General features: G+C 73.2%; 12 protein-coding genes, 1 tRNA gene and 1 riboswitch. Of the genes, 4 read left to right on the top strand and 9 right to left on the bottom strand.

Annotated features, from left to right (window positions below):
- Positions 1 to 207: 207 nt before the first annotated feature.
- The 3 genes from QQA02_RS11015 to QQA02_RS11005 all read right to left on the bottom strand — a co-directional run bounded on the left by QQA02_RS11015 (position 208) and on the right by QQA02_RS11005 (position 2,974).
- Entirely contained in the window at positions 208 to 963 is a 756-nt protein-coding gene (locus tag QQA02_RS11015; protein WP_284772936.1) for an energy-coupling factor transporter transmembrane component T family protein, read from the bottom strand.
- Positions 960 to 2,312 (bottom strand): ABC transporter ATP-binding protein, encoded by a 1,353-nt coding sequence (locus QQA02_RS11010; RefSeq protein ID WP_284864315.1) that lies wholly within the window; start codon positions 2,310 to 2,312, stop codon positions 960 to 962. The genes QQA02_RS11015 and QQA02_RS11010 overlap by 4 nt, the downstream gene beginning before the upstream one ends.
- Entirely contained in the window at positions 2,309 to 2,974 is a 666-nt protein-coding gene (locus QQA02_RS11005) for an ECF transporter S component (RefSeq protein ID WP_284864314.1), read from the bottom strand. Before QQA02_RS11005 ends, QQA02_RS11010 begins: the two co-directional genes overlap by 4 nt.
- A riboswitch (TPP riboswitch) is annotated at positions 2,973 to 3,083 on the bottom strand. It overlaps the preceding gene by 2 nt.
- Before the next feature lie 52 nt (positions 3,084 to 3,135).
- Between QQA02_RS11005 and QQA02_RS11000 the strand changes: the two genes are divergently transcribed.
- Positions 3,136 to 3,999, top strand: a complete 864-nt coding sequence (locus QQA02_RS11000; RefSeq protein ID WP_284864313.1) for a patatin-like phospholipase family protein — start codon at positions 3,136 to 3,138, stop codon at positions 3,997 to 3,999.
- Between the two features lie 58 nt (positions 4,000 to 4,057).
- Here QQA02_RS11000 and QQA02_RS10995 read toward each other — a convergent pair whose 3' ends face one another.
- On the bottom strand, positions 4,058 to 6,133 hold the full coding sequence (locus QQA02_RS10995; RefSeq protein ID WP_502870996.1) for a BCCT family transporter: 2,076 nt from the start codon (positions 6,131 to 6,133) through the stop codon (positions 4,058 to 4,060).
- Between the two features lie 118 nt (positions 6,134 to 6,251).
- Between QQA02_RS10995 and lplB the strand changes: the two genes are divergently transcribed.
- Together lplB and QQA02_RS10985 are read left to right on the top strand one after the other, a co-directional pair.
- On the top strand, positions 6,252 to 7,334 hold the full coding sequence (gene lplB / locus QQA02_RS10990; protein ID WP_284864312.1) for a lipoate-protein ligase small subunit: 1,083 nt from the start codon (positions 6,252 to 6,254) through the stop codon (positions 7,332 to 7,334).
- 11 nt (positions 7,335 to 7,345) lie between these two features.
- Positions 7,346 to 7,975: a mismatch-specific DNA-glycosylase gene (locus QQA02_RS10985; RefSeq protein WP_284864311.1), complete on the top strand. Its 630-nt coding sequence runs from the start codon at positions 7,346 to 7,348 to the stop codon at positions 7,973 to 7,975.
- A gap of 84 nt (positions 7,976 to 8,059) precedes the next feature.
- Here QQA02_RS10985 and selB read toward each other — a convergent pair whose 3' ends face one another.
- From selB to QQA02_RS10970, 3 genes are all read right to left on the bottom strand, one after another.
- A complete protein-coding gene (gene selB, locus QQA02_RS10980; RefSeq protein WP_284772930.1) occupies positions 8,060 to 9,829 on the bottom strand; it encodes a selenocysteine-specific translation elongation factor in 1,770 nt (589 codons plus the stop codon).
- A complete protein-coding gene (gene selA, locus QQA02_RS10975) occupies positions 9,830 to 11,212 on the bottom strand; it encodes an L-seryl-tRNA(Sec) selenium transferase (protein ID WP_284772929.1) in 1,383 nt (460 codons plus the stop codon).
- A gap of 20 nt (positions 11,213 to 11,232) precedes the next feature.
- Positions 11,233 to 11,327: transfer RNA gene (locus QQA02_RS10970), tRNA-Sec, on the bottom strand.
- Between the two features lie 72 nt (positions 11,328 to 11,399).
- Between QQA02_RS10970 and selD the strand changes: the two genes are divergently transcribed.
- Positions 11,400 to 12,404, top strand: coding sequence for a selenide, water dikinase SelD (gene selD / locus QQA02_RS10965; protein WP_284772928.1), 1,005 nt, complete (start codon positions 11,400 to 11,402; stop codon positions 12,402 to 12,404).
- Positions 12,405 to 12,411: 7 nt separating this feature from the next.
- On the opposite strand, the gene nrfD is transcribed toward selD, so the two are convergent.
- Positions 12,412 to 13,485, bottom strand: coding sequence for an NrfD/PsrC family molybdoenzyme membrane anchor subunit (nrfD, locus tag QQA02_RS10960; protein ID WP_284772927.1), 1,074 nt, complete (start codon positions 13,483 to 13,485; stop codon positions 12,412 to 12,414).
- The coding region (locus tag QQA02_RS10955; protein WP_284864310.1) for a 4Fe-4S dicluster domain-containing protein at positions 13,482 to 14,275 on the bottom strand (794 nt) is incomplete at its 5' end. The genes nrfD and QQA02_RS10955, both read right to left, overlap by 4 nt.

Raw genomic sequence — 14,275 nt, 5'->3', positions numbered from 1 at the left:
GGGAAAATACTGGTAACATCTTTTAACACTTCACACACATACGGGGGTATTTTAATCTAGCTCGCATTCACACCTGCAGAATGCCGCACGTCTCCCCCGGAGCGGCGACCCCGCCACCGCTCCCCCACCCCTTGCCGAGGGCGTGACTGCTCCCCGGGCGCGACAGCTCTCCGGGTGTGACGGCACAGCCGTCACGCCGTCGCGCCGTCACGCCCCCAGGAACCGGAACGTGCCCGCCCACATCGCCGCACCCAGCGCCAACGCCGGGACGATGACGCAGACGGCGAGCAGCGCGGCGTCGGCAATCGAGACCGTCGAGGTGCGCGCCCACGTGCGCTTTCCCGCGCGCCCGAAGCCGCGGGCCTCCATGGCCACGGCGAGCTTCGAGCCGCGGCGCAGGCCGATGACCAGCAGACCGAAGGAGAGCGTGGCCAAGTGGCGCAGGCGGCCACGGTCGGCGATGCCGCGCGCCCGGCGCGCCCGGGACATCGAGACCCAGTCGTCTCGGAAGAGGGTGATCAGCCGGGCGCCGGCGATCGCGGCGATGACGAAGCGCTCGGGAAGGTGCGCGATCTGGGCGAGGCCGTCGCCGAGGTCGGTCGGGTCGATGTGCGCGACGAGCACGACCACCGGCAGCGCGACGGCGCACACGCGCAGCGTGACCGCCAGGGCGAGCTCGAGGGAGTTGTCGGTGACGTGGGCGACGAGGAAGGAGAAGTACTCGTGACCCTGCGGCCGGCCGAAGAGCGCCATCGAGATACCCGCGACGGGGGCGACGGCCAGGATCGGCCAGCCGCGCTTGGCGAGCGTGACGGGCCCCACGCCGCACAGCGGGGCCAGCGCCACCGTGAGCACGAGGGCGACGGCCGCGGAGAGCCAGTCGACGCTGATCAAGAGCGGGGTCGTCATGAGCGCGAGCCCGGCGACGCGGGTGACGGGGTTGGTCTTCGAGACGAGGTTCACGCCCGCTCCCCCGTTCCGGCGCCGACGGTGACGCGGTGGTCGCCGAGGGCGGCGGCGAAGTCCTCGTCGTGGGTCACGGAGGCGACCGTCACCCCCTTGTCGGTCAGCTCGCGCAGCATCTCGACCAGGCGGGCGAAGGTGCGCGGGTCCTGGCCGTAGGTCGGCTCGTCGAGAAGCAGCACCTGCGGGGCGGCGGCCAGCGCGGTGGCCACCGACAGGCGGCGCTTCTCCCCGCCGGAGAGCGTGAAGGGGTTCGCCGCGCGCAGGTGCGTCAGGCCCAGGGCGTCCATGAGCTCCTCGGCGCGGGCGTCGGCCGCCGCGTCGTCGAGGCCGGCCACGCGGGGGCCGACGGCGAGCTCCTCGGCGACGCTGCGCGCGACGAACTGGTGCTCGGGGTCCTGGAAGACGGTGCCGATGCGGCGGGCCAGCGCGGCCGAGCGCCAGGTGTGCGGGGCGCCCTCGACGCCGCGCAGGCGCACCTCGCCGCGCCGGGGCCGGTCGAGGCCGCCCAGGGCGAGCAGCAGCGAGGTCTTGCCGGCGCCGTTGGGGCCGGTGATCACGGTCGAGCAGGCCTCCGGAAGCGCGACGTCCGGGGCCGCGCCCGCGCGGGTGACCAGGCCGCGGCCGGTGAGCACCGGCTCGGCCTGGGCGCGCCCGGGACGCGCCGCGGGCAGCTCGGGGCGGCCGGGCAGCTCGGCGGCGGTGATCTCGCGGACGCCGCCGCCGGCCTTCGGGGCGGCCAGGTGCAGGAAGCGGGAGGCCAGCGGGGCCCACAGCTCGGTGCGGTGCTCGGCGACGATGAGGCCGGCGCCGGTCTCGGCGCACACGCGCTTGACGGCGGCGGCGACGTCGCGGGCGCCCTGCGGGTCGAGGTTGGCCGTCGGCTCGTCGAGCAGCAGGGTGTGCGCGCCCATGGCGATCACGCCGGCGAGTGCGAGGCGCTGCTTCTGCCCGCCGGAGAGCCGGGAGGTCGGGTGGTCCAGCGGCAGGTCGAGGCCGACCAGGTCCAGGGCGCGGCGCACCCGCGGCCAGATCTGGTCCGGGGCCACGCCGAGGTTCTCGCAGCCGAAGGCGACGTCGTCGCCCACGCGCGAGGCGATGACCTGGCTCTCCGGGTCCTGCAGGACCAGCCCGACGGTGCCGTCGGTGTCGATGGTGCCCGTGCGTTCGCCCTCGTCGGCGCCGCCGAGGACCCCGGCGACCGCGGCGAGCAGCGTGGACTTGCCGGCCCCGGAGTCGCCGGTGAGCAGCACGCGCTCGCCGTCGGCGACGTCGAGGTCGACGTGCTCGAGGGCGGGGGTGCTGCGGGTGGCGTGCCGGTAGCCGAAGTCGCGGGCGACGACGCTCACGCGCGGACCTCGCGGCCGGCGGCGAAGCGGTCCAGCGCACCGGTGCGCGCCAGCGCGCGGACCAGGGCGTGGCCGAGCAGGCCCGCGAGGACGGCGCCGGAGACGATCACGCAGCCGGCGTAGATGAGGTTGTACTCCAGGGTCTTGGCCAGGTTGGCCGCGGTGAACAGCTCCAGGACGATCGCGCCGACACCGGCGCCCGCGCCGGCCAGGGCGGCCGAGACCGGCCCGAAGCGGCGGTAGGCGAAGGCGGCGAAGATCAGCTCGGCGCCCAGGCCCTGGGCCAGGCCGGAGTAGACGGTGCCGATGCCCCACTGGTTGCCCAGGGTGGCCGAGACGACCGCGGCGAGCACCTCGACGAACAGCGCGGCGCCGGGCTTGCGGATGACCAGGCCGCCGACGGTGCCGCCGAGCAGCCAGATGCCGATGGCGATGCCGCCCAGACCCGGGGTCAGCGCGTCCATGGTGGTCGTCCAGGCGTAGCCGACGGAGTTCCACACCCAGAAGATCAGGCCGCAGGTCACGCCGAGCACGGCGGCGACGATGATGTCGACCACGCGCCAGTTCAGGCGGCCGGGGGTGTTGTTCTTCCTGTCCCGCTCGTTCTTGTTCTGGGCAGGCTGGACGGGCGCCGCGTTCGCGGCAGGCGTGTTTTCACGCATGGCGGATTCGATCCTTTCCTCGCGCCGGTGCTAACCGGATCAGGTTCTACGGTTCGCCGGGCCTTACCGGCATCTCAGCCCCTGCTTCCGGGGCTCCCGCGGATGACGCGTGTCACAGTAGCAGACCCCCACAAACCGCCCGTCCGTTAGGCTGGACCGCCGTGAGTCTGAATGCACCGACGACGGCGCTCGTCCTGGAGGGCGGCGGCATGCGAGGGGTCTACACCGCCGGGGTGCTCGACGTGCTGCTGGCCAACGACGTGCGGGTCGGCTGGGTCGGCGGCATCTCCGCCGGGGCGACCAACACCGTCGCCTACCTCGACGGCGACCGCGAGCAGCTGCACCGCAACTTCGTCGAGGCCGCCCAGGAGCCCGAGTTCGCCGGCCTGAGCTGGTTCCTGCGCGGCAAGGGGTTCTTCCACTCGGAGTACATCTACGCCGCCGACCGCTTCCCCGAGCGCCCGCGCCCGGAGATCCCCTTCCGCATCGGCGCGGTCGACGCGCAGAGCGGCGAGCACGTCTACTGGTCGGCCGAGGACGTCGACGGCATGGTCGACCTCTTCCACCGGGTGCGCGCCTCCTCCTCGCTGCCGGTGATCATGCCGCCCACCGAGATCGACGGGCGTGAGTACGTCGACGGAGCGCTCGGGCCCTCCGGCGGCATCCCCGTCGACGCCGCCGAGACCGACGGCTTCGAGCGTTTTCTGGTGATCCTGACCCGTCCCCCGGGGTTCGTGCGCCCGCCACTGGGGCACCCCCGGGCGATCCGCGCGCTGCTGCGGCGCCGCCCGGCCGTCGCCGAGCAGCTGCTGACCCGCCACGAGCGCTACAACGCGACGATGGCGCACCTGCGCGAGCTCGAGGCGGCCGGCCGGGCCTACCTCTTCGCGCCCGAGGGCGAGCTGGTCTCCTCCCGGGAGCTCGACGAGGCGCGCCTGAGCGCCGCCTTCGACTCGGCGCGCGCCCAGGCCGAGCGCGAGTGGCCGGCCATCGCCGAGTTCCTCGCCCGCGGCGAGGGCGCTTGAGACGGCGACGGCGCCGGTGGCGGAGACCGCCCCGGCGCCGCGCGCGCACTGAAGTGCGCTAGGCCTTCGATTCCCCGTCCGAGGAGCCGTCGGTTTCCGCGGAACCGTCGGCGGGCTCGTCGGCGGCACCGTCCGAGCCGGCCGCGCCGTCCGCGCCGACCGCACCGGCCACGGTCCCCTCCCCCTCCTCGGGGTCCCAGCTGCCGTCGGTGGCGGCGGAGTCGTTGACCTCCTCGAGGTACTCGCCGGTCTCGTAGTCGTAGCCGACGCGGTTGCCCTCCTCGTCGGTGCGCGCGTACCACTCGGTGTACTCGGCGGCCGTGGAGTCGAAGGCGGCACCGGCGGCGTAGTCCTCGTCGGCGGTGCCCTCGACCGAGAGCGTCCAGTTGTCGCCGTAGTCGCGCACGCCGTGCAGCACGGCACCGGCCAGCGCCTCCTCGCCGAAGCGCTGCCGCAGCGCCAGCGGGTCGCCGCGCAGCTCGCGCAGCAGGGCGAGCATCATCAGGATGAGGATCACCGCGAAGGGCAGGGCGGTCACGGTGACGAAGTTCTGCAGGCCCTGCAGCGCGTTCTCGTTGCCGGCCAGCAGAATCACCGCGGCGATGCCGGCCATGCACACCGCCCAGAAGGCGGTGACCACGCGGTTGGGGCTGGGGTTGCCGCGCTGGCTGAACTGGGAGTTGACCAGCGAGGCCGAGTCGGCGGTGGTGATGAAGAAGACGGCGAGCATGACCAGCACGATCGGCGCGACGATCTGGGCGCCGGGCAGGTGGTCGAGCACGATGAAGAAGATCTCCTCGGCCGGCGGCATGTTGGCCGGGTCGTTGCCGGGCACGATGTCGCCGCTCTCGCGCTGCAGCCAGATGGCGGTGCCGCCGAGGATGGTGAACGCCAGGATGATGATGCTGCCGGGAATGAACAGCACGCCGAGGACGAACTCGCGGATCGTGCGGCCCTTGGAGATCTTGGCCACAAAGACGCCGACGAACGGAGACCAGGAGACCCACCAGGCCCAGTAGAAGGTGGTCCAGCCGGAGAGGAACTCCTGCATGTCCTCGCCCTGGCCCATGTTCGCCGAGAGCGCCTCGGGCAGGGAACCGACGTAGTCGACGACCACGGCCGGGATCATGTTGGCCAAGAAGGCCGTCGGCCCGACGACGAAGAAGAAGATCGCCAGGCCCAGGGCCAGCACGAGGTTGATGTTTGAGAGCCACCGGATGCCCTTGGCGACCCCGGAGGTCGCCGAGGCGATGGTGCCGCAGGTCAGCACGACGATGATGACCAGCGCGACGGTGTTGCCGGTGGTCGACCAGCCGGTGACCAGCTGGAAGCCGGTGCCGATCTGCAGGGCACCCAGGCCCAGGGAGGCGGCGGTGCCGAAGAGCGTGGCGATGATCGCCAGCCCGTCGATGACGCGCGCGGGCCAGGAGTCGGTGTCCTTGTTGCCGAAGAGCGGGGTGAGGATCGAGCTCATCAGCGGCACGCGCCCGCGCCGGTAGGAGACGTAGGCGACGGCCAGGCCGACGACGGCGTAGATCGCCCAGGCGTTGACGCCCCAGTGCAGGGCGGACTGCGCCAGCGCGCCGATGACGGCCTCCTGCGTCGCCGGCTCGTAGGCGCCGGGCCTCGGGCTCAGGTAGTGCGACATCGGCTCGAAGGGACCGAAGAAGATGATGGCGATGCCGATGCCGGCGGCAAACAGCATCGCCGCCCAGGACAGGGTGGAGTACTCGGGTTTCTCGTCGTCGAGGCCGAGCGGGATCTTGCCGAAGCGCGAGAACGCCAGGCACAGCAGCACGATGGCCATGCCGATGGCGACCACGGTGAAGATCCAGCCGAGGTTGACCATCAGCCAGTCGAGCGCGGCGCTGGAGACCTCGAAGACGTTCATCGGGGCGATGATGCCCCAGGCGACGAAGGCGATGATCAGCCCGCCGACGGTGAGCACGATGGGCCGGTCGACGCGGTAGCGGATCTTCTGGTCGTCGACCGAGACACCCGGCACCAGCGCCGGGTGGATGCTGTGCGGGTAGGTCACCTCGCGGAGGAACCGGCGGGCGCGCTCGACGTTGCGGTCCGTGCGCGGCCGGTCCTCCCCGGGCCTGTCCTTCCCTGAGGCGGGTGAGGCTTTCAACTCCACGGAATCGTCCTTTCACTCGGCGGTCAAAATGACGTGAAGCTCATTTGAGGTTACGCGCGGCCGGGCGCATATAACGGCGCGGGGCCCGCGCACCCACCTATGGTGGAGAGGCATGTCCGACGTTTCACCGAACACATCCCGAAGTCACCACTTCGAGCGCAAGGTCCCCGGCGGCAAGCTCGTCGTCGTCGACGCCGTCGAGGACGGCGAGGCTATCACGGAGGTCTCCGTCTCCGGCGACTTCTTCCTCGAGCCCGAGGAGGCCTTCGGGGCGATTCACGACGCCCTGGTCGGCGCCCCGCTGTCCGAGGACACCGAGGCGTTGACGGCGCGCCTGGAGCGCGCGTTGGCGGGCATGGACGTGCAGTTGCACGGCTTCACGCTTCACGACGTCGCGCAGACCACCCGGCGCGCCGTGCTCGGCGCGCGCGACCTCACCGACTTCGACTGGACCGTCATCCGCGGCACGGTCCAGCCCAGCCCCGTCAACGTCGCCCTCGACCAGCTGCTGCTCGAGCAGGTCGCCGCGGGAGAGCGCGGCCCGACGCTGCGGTTCTGGGAGTGGGAGGACCGCGCCGTGGTCTTCGGCAGCTACCAGTCCTACGCCAACGAGCTGGACCAGCAGGGCGTCGACAAGCACGGGGTCACCCCGGTGCGCCGCATTTCCGGCGGCGGGGCGATGTTCATGGAGGGCGGCAACTGCGTCACCTACTCCCTCTACGTGCCCGAGGAGGCCGTGCGGGGCTTAAGCTACGAGGAGTCCTACCGCTACCTCGACCAGTGGGTGCTCGCCGGGCTGAAGTCGCTGGGTGTGGAAGCCTGGTACGTGCCGATCAACGACATCACCTCCACCGGCGGCAAGATCGGCGGCGCGGCGCAGAAGCGCGTGCGCGGGGCTGTGCTGCACCACACGACGATGAGCTACGACATCGACGCCGACAAGATGACCGAGGTGCTGCGCATCGGCAAGGTCAAGATCTCCGACAAGGGCATCCGCAGCGCCAAGAAGCGCGTCGACCCGCTGCGCCGGCAGACCGGCGTGCCGCGCGAGCAGGTCATCGACACCCTCATCGAGGCGTTCATGTCGCGCTACCCGTCCACCTTCGGTGAACTCGGCGAGGACGACCTCGCCGCGGCCCGCCGCCTGGTCGACGAGAAGTTCGGCACCGACGCCTGGACCCACCGCGTCCCGTGAGCGGCGCGACAGTGAAGGGAGCCCCGCGCCGCCCCTCCCCGCTCGGCGGGCGCCGGCCCACCCGTGCCGAACTCGACGACTTCTCCGGGATGCCCGACGGCGTCGACGACCTGATGCCGGCCGACCCCGATACGCCGGTCCGGCTGCTCATCGTCGGGATCAACCCGGGCCTGTGGACCGCGGCGGTCAACGCGCCGTTCGCCCGGCCTGGCAACCGCTTCTGGCCCTCGCTGACGGCTGCCGGGCTCGTCGACGGCGAGGTCGACGTGGCCGCGGGCATGTCCGGGGCGCAGGTCGAGGCGTTCCTCTCCCGAGGCCTGGCGCTGACGAACCTGGTGGCGCGTGCCACGGCGCGCGCCGACGAGCTGACCCGCGAGGAGCTGCGCGCCGGCGCCGACCGTCTGGTCGAGCGGGTGGCCCGAATGCGACCGCGGGCGGTGGCGATCGCCGGGATCACGGCCTTCCGCGACGCCTTCGGGCGGCGCAAGACGAAGATCGGCCGGCAGGACCCCTCAGGCATCGAGGGCTGGCCCGACGGCACTGCGCTGTGGGTGGTCCCGCAGCCCAGCGGGCTCAACGCGCACTACCAGATCCCGGATCTCGCGAGGATCTGGAAGGAGGTCTGGGCGGACACGGAGTAGATCCCTCCCCCGAGAACGGCGGCGATTTCTCTCCCCATGAACGGCGGCGATTTCTCTCCCCGTGAACGGCGGCGAAGCCGCCGTTCAGCGCAGGCGGCGGGCGTTGCCCTCGCGGCGGGTCAGCCCGAGGGTGTCCATGTGCTCGAGCAGCGGCACCGCGATGCGCCGGGTGGTGTCCAGCGCCTTGCGCGCCTGCGAGAGCGTGAAGGGCTCCGGCAGCCCGGCCAGGGCCTCGGCGGCGCGCGCCGGGGCGTCGGGAAGCAGGATCACGGAGCGGTCCGGCCCGATGCGGATGATCCGGCCCGCCTTCTCGGCGGCCGCCAGCTCGCGGGCGCCGAGGCGCAGGTCGGCCAGCTCGTCGGCCTCGGGGGCCCGGAAGGGCTCCTCACCCAGCCACTCCTCGATCTGGGCGACCGACTCCTCGGCCGCCCCCAGGTCCACCGTGCGGGCGGGGTCGACCACGCGCCCGTCGCGCAGGGCGAGCCCGGCGGCGGCCACCGCGGCGTCGAGAAGCCCGCCGGCGGGCAGGCCGAGCAGGTCGACGGCGGCCTTGCGCGCCACGCCCGGGTTCATCCGGTCGGCGCCGGCGACGGCCTCGCCGAGCTCCTTCGCCCAGCGCTTCAGCGAGCCGGAGTCGATCAGCCAGCCGTCACGGCGCTCCACCCCGGCGGGCGCCTCCCCCGGCACCCGCCAGCCCATCGTCTCCAGCGTCGCGGCGCGCACCGCCCCGCGGCGGGCGACCTCGGCGGCCAGGTTCAGGCCCGGCAGCTCGGCGGCGCGGCGGCGCGAGGCGCCGCGGCCGACAAGCTCCGGCGGGTCGACGTCGAGGACCTCCACGCCGGCGAGCACCGCGTGGTCGCCGGGGGCGCGCAGCACGAAGCGGTCGCCGCGGGTCAGCGGGAGCTTTCTCGGCAGGGTGAGCCGGGCGTGGGCGTCGTCGAGGCGGCGCAGCCCGGCGTTGAGCTCGGCGGTGCCTATGTGGGCGGCGACCTCGCGCGGGGCGTCGGCAAGCCCCTCGCCGGTGACCACGCCGACGTCGACGGTGTCGGTCAGCCACCAGGCCTCCGGGGTGAGCAGGGCGTCGCCGCGGTGGATGCCCGCGGCGTCCTCGCCGCGCAGGTTGACCGCCACCCGGTTGGTCGGCCCGACGCGGCCCTCCTGGACCTCCTCGGACTGCAGGCCGCGCACGGCGACCTCACGCGCGCCGTCGCGGGCGGCCAGCGTGAGCCGGTCGCCCTCGCTCAGCGTGCCGGCCGACAGCGTGCCGGTGACCACGGTGCCGGCGCCCTTGATGGTGAAGGAGCGGTCCAGCCACACGCGCACCCGGGCCTCCGGGTCGGTGGCCGGCAGCCCTGCGAGCACCTCGTCGAGGGCCGCGCGCATCTCGTCGAGGCCCTCACCGGTGACGGCGGAGACGGTGACCACCGGGGCGTCGGAAAGCTCCGTGGGCGCCAGGCGCTCGCGCACCCGGGCCCTCGTGGCGGCGATCTGCGCGGCGTCGGCGCGGTCGGCGCGGGTGAGCACGACCAGGCCGTGGCGTACACCGAGGGCGACGCAGGCGTCGAGGTGGTCGGTGGACTGCTGCTGCCAGCCCTCGTCGGCGGCGACGACGAAGACGACGACGTCGACGGGTGCCAGCCCGGAGAGCATGTTGGCCAGGAAGCGCTCGTGGCCGGGCACGTCGACGAAGGCGACGTCGCGGCCCGAGGGCAGGGTGGCCCACACGAAGCCGAGGTCGATGGTCAGGCCGCGGCGGCGCTCCTCCTCCCAGCGGTCCGGCTGCATGCCGGTCAGCGCCTGGACGAGGGTGGACTTGCCGTGGTCGACGTGACCGGCGGTGGCGACGACGTACACTCAGGCCTCCCTCGCGGTCACTCGGGCGGCGCGCACGGCGGAGGCGAGCTCCGCGTCGTGCCCGGCGGGCACGCAGCGCGGGTCGATGAGGACCGCGCCCTCGTGCACGCGGGCGAGCACGGCCGGATCCCCGGCGCGCAGCGCGGCGGCCAGCTCCTCCGGGGACTCGGTGATACGCACCGCCCAGCCGGGCAGCGGCACCCCGGGCGCTCCCCCGCCGCCGACGCGGCCGTCGTGGGCGACGACCTCGCCGCCGACCTCCGCGGCCAGCGCCTCGGCGCGCCCGCGCAGCGTCCCGGGGTCGGCGTGGAGGTAGTCGACGACCGGGACGTCGGAGCCGGCGACGGTGGCCTCAAGCGCCGCGAAGCGCAGCTTGTCCATGCGCAGCGCCCGGTAGAGGGGGTGACGGCGCAGGCGCGCGATCGCCTCGGCCCTGCCGAGCAGCACGCCGGCCTGCGGGCCGCCGAGCAGCTTGTCGCCGGAGGCGATGACCACGTCGGCGCCCTGGCGCAGCGCCGTGTCGACGTCCGGCTCGTCCGGGATCGCGGGGTCGGGGGTCAAGAGCCCCGAGCCGACGTCGGCGATGAGCGCCAGGTCGTGCTCGTCGGCGATGCGGCGCAGCTCGGGCAGGTCGACCCCGGCGGTGAAGCCCTCCACCCGGTAGTTGGAGGGGTGGACCTTGAGGATGGCGCGCGCGTCCGGGCGGGCGGCCGCGGCGGCGTAGTCGGCGGGGTGGGTGCGGTTGGTCGCCCCGATCTCGTGCAGGCTCACGTGCGCGGACTCGATGAGCTCGGGAAGCCGGAAGCCGGCGCCGATCTCGATGAGCTCGCCGCGCGAGATGGCCGCCTCTCCCCCGCCGGCCAGCGCGGCGCACGAGAGCAGCAGGCCGGCCGCGCCGTTGTTGACCACCACGGCGTCCTCGGCGGCCGGGCAGGCCGCCAGCAGCGCGGCGACGGTGGCGGCCCCGCGCTTGCCGGCGCGCCGGCCGGTGGACAGGTCGAGCTCGACGTCGACGTAGCCGGCGGCGCGCTGCAGGGCCTCGAGCGCCGGTGCCGAGAGCGGCGCGCGGCCGAGGTTGGTGTGCACGACCACGCCGGTGGCGTTGAGCACCGGGTGCATGGAGGTGGTGTCCAGGGACTCCAGCCGTTCAGCCAGCGCCTCCTCGGCGCGTCCGGGGTCGAGTGCGCCGGTGCGCACCGCCTGCTGGATCTCGCGGACCTTCGCGCGCACCACGGTCTCGCGGTGGACGGAAAGCGCCGCCCGGGCGGCGGGGCCCGCCAGCAGGGCGTCGGTGCGTGGCACGCGCCGACGCGGGTCGGTACCGCCGGCGGCGGGCGACGCGGCGTCGGAAATCTCTCTGGTGCTCCTCCTGCGCCTGGACATCGCGCAACCCCTTTCAAGCGTGGCGGAGACGGACGGGAATCGAACCCGCCAGGCCGAGATGCTCGGCCTCACCGGTTTTGAAGACCGGGGCGCCCACCAGGACACGTACGCCTCCGCCCGCGGAGTCTACCAACGCCGCAGCCGCGACCCCGGCGCGGGATGAGACGGGACAGGTAGCGTCGGGGTCATGAGCACTCAACCGGTTGACCCGCACGACATCGCCCTGACCTCGTTCGCCGCCGGCGGCGGCTGCGCCTGCAAGATCCCGCCCGGACAGCTCGAGGACGCCGTCAAGGACCTCGTGGGCATGCAGGACCCGAACGTCATCGTCGGACTCGACGACGGCGACGACGCCTCCGCGGTGCGCATCAACGACAACCAGGCCGTCATCTCCACCACGGACTTCTTCACCCCGGTGGTCAACGACCCCTACGACTGGGGGCGTATCGCCGCGACCAACGCGCTCTCCGACATCTACGCCATGGGCGGCACCCCGGTGACCACCATCAACATCGTCGGCTGGCCGCAGGAGACCCTGCCGCTGAATATCCTGACCGAGGTGCTGCGCGGCGGCATGGACGTCGCGAGCGCGGCCGGCATCGCCGTGACCGGCGGGCACTCCATCAAAGCGCCCGAGCCGTTCTACGGGCAGGCCGCCACGGGCCTGGCCGACCCGGAGAAGATCATGCGCAACGACGCCGCCGAGGCCGGGCTGCCGATCACGTTGACCAAGCCGATCGGCATCGGCATCCTCAACAACCGCCACAAGAAGACCGGCGAGGTCTTCGAGCAGGCCATCGACGTGATGACCACGCTCAACCGCGACGCCTCCCGGGCCGCCCTCGACGCCGGCATCCGCGCGGCGACCGACGTGACCGGCTTCGGGCTTTTGGGCCACCTGTACAAGATGATGCGTGCCTCGGGGGTCTCCGCCGTCATCGACCACACGAAGGTGCCGGTCATCGAGGGCGTGCGCGAGTCGCTGGCCGAGGGCTTCATCCCCGGCGGCTCGCGCTCCAACCTCGACTGGGTGCGCCCGCACCTCGAGGTCCCGGAGTCGCTCGGCGAGGAGGAGCTGATCCTGCTGGCCGACGCGCAGACCTCCGGTGGTCTGCTCGTGATCGGCGAGGTGCCCGGCTACCCGGTCATCGGCGAGACCGTCGCCGGGGAGGGCACCGTCACCATCCGGTGACGGGTGCCTAGGACGCCGTGGTGATCGAGTCGGCCACGTCGCCGGCGGCGCGGCGCTCGGCCAGGCGCCGCTTCTGCGGCACCACGGTGTAGCGGGGATTCTTCACCGACTCGATGCCCGCGCCGAAGATGCCGAAGCGGGTCAGAACGGAGGCGGCCACCAGGCTCGCCCCGGCCAGCGCGGCACCGGTGCGGCTGCGCCCGGCGACCACGGTGGCGCACGCGCCGGTGATCGCGGCGATCTCGGACCAGCGCAGCAGCGCGCCGGGGTCGCCCTCGTGCATCGGCTCGGCGGCGACCGGGTCCATGGACTTCTCCAGCGCCTTCATCGCCGCCAGCTCGCAGGCCGCGCCCGCCACCGCCAGGCCGCGGGCGGGGCCGGTCTCCTTCACCGGGGTGGTCACCATCGCCAGGCCCGAGGCCGCGAGCGTGGCCGAGCTGACGAAGACGTAGGGCAGGCGGTGGCGCATCGCGTTCCACGCCGGGTTCGAGGTGTCCGCCAGCAGCACCGAGGTGTAGACGGCCAGCGGGCCTCCGAGCACGCCGGCGCCGATCGTGGCGGGGCCGGCCACGGCGTGGACGGCCTTGCGCACGAAGCGCGGCAGCGGCAGCCTCTCGCCGGTCATCTCGTCGAGTTCCTTGAGGCAGGCGATGCCGGACATGCCGCCGAAGCCGCCGAGGATCCAGGAGCCGACCGACATCGGCGAGGAGAGCTTGAACACGCGGAACATGTTGAGCAGGCGCTCCGGGCGGCCGAGGTCGGCGACCAGCATCAGCGAGCCGGCCGCACCGGCGGCGATGGCCGCCAGGCGCGTGGAACGCAGCATCTTCCGCCGGCCGGTGGCCATCGCGCCGCAGGCCAGCAGCGCAGACCCGCCGGCCACACCGCCGAGCGCCAGGTAGGTCGGGATCGGCCACTCCCACGGCGGGGCCTTGACCACGGGGCTACCGTAGTAGGACTCAAACTCGAAGGTCGGCAGGATGCTGTCACGTCCGCCGCCCATGCGTTTGGGGTTCTTGCGCTTGCGCTTGCGGCGGGGCTCCTCCGGGGGGCGGTAGGAGTCGAAGTCGTTGGCGCTCACTTGCGTCCTCCCATCACGAATGCCAGGGCCATCGCGCCGACCATGCCGGCCGCCGCCTTCAGCGCGGTCGCCGCCATCTGCGGCAGGTCCGCGGTGGGCACGCGCGGGTCTGGCGGCAGGCCGTAGACCTCGGGCTCGTCGAGCAGCAGGAAGATCGAGCCGGTGCCGCCGACGCCGTCCTCGGGGTTGGCACCGTAGAGGCGCGCCTCGGTCAGACCCTGGGCGTGCAGCTCGGCCACGCGCGCCTTGGCGCGGCGAAGCATCTCGTCGTGGTCGCCGAACTGGATCGAGGTCGTCGGGCAGGCCTTCGCGCAGGCCGGCGTCTCGCCCTCCTTGAGGCGGTCATAGCACAGCGTGCACTTCTGGGCGACGCCGACGTTCTTGGCGGCGGCCTGCTGGCCGGGGGTGAAGTCGGCCCCGCCGCGCTCGGCGCGCACGTTGACGCCGCCGTCGGTGCGCCGTTCGATCACACCGAAGGGGCAGCCGGCGACACAGGTGCCGCAGCCGTTGCAGACGTCGTCCTGGACGACGACGGTGCCGAACTCGGTGCGGAAGAGCGCGCCGGTCGGGCAGACGTCGAGGCAGCCGGCGTTGGTGCAGTGCTTGCACACGTCCGAGGACATCAGCCAGCGGAAGTCCGGGGTGTCCGGCGGGGTGGTGTCCACCCCGCCGTCGGGGCCGAGGTTCCCGGCCGCGGCGGCCGCCAGCGGGGAGCCGCTGCGCGGGCCGGGGTTGTGCCGGGTGCCGGACATGTCCGCGCCCGGGGTCGCGGCGCCGAGCTGCCCGGCCG

The sequence above is a fragment of the Corynebacterium sp. MSK006 genome (assembly GCF_030232385.1).
Taxonomy (GTDB): Bacteria; Actinomycetota; Actinomycetes; order Mycobacteriales; family Mycobacteriaceae; genus Corynebacterium; species Corynebacterium frankenforstense_A.
Note: the sequence above shows the minus strand (reverse complement) of the source record. Positions and strands in the feature narration are given on the sequence as shown.

Coding starts and splice junctions, on each gene's coding strand:
- QQA02_RS11005 (WP_284864314.1), bottom strand. CDS start 2,974: ATGCGTGAAAACACGCCTGCCGCGAACGCGGCGCCCGTCCAGCCTGCC.
- lplB (WP_284864312.1), top strand. CDS start 6,252: ATGTCCGACGTTTCACCGAACACATCCCGAAGTCACCACTTCGAGCGC.
- selA (WP_284772929.1), bottom strand. CDS start 11,212: ATGTCCAGGCGCAGGAGGAGCACCAGAGAGATTTCCGACGCCGCGTCG.
- selD (WP_284772928.1), top strand. CDS start 11,400: ATGAGCACTCAACCGGTTGACCCGCACGACATCGCCCTGACCTCGTTC.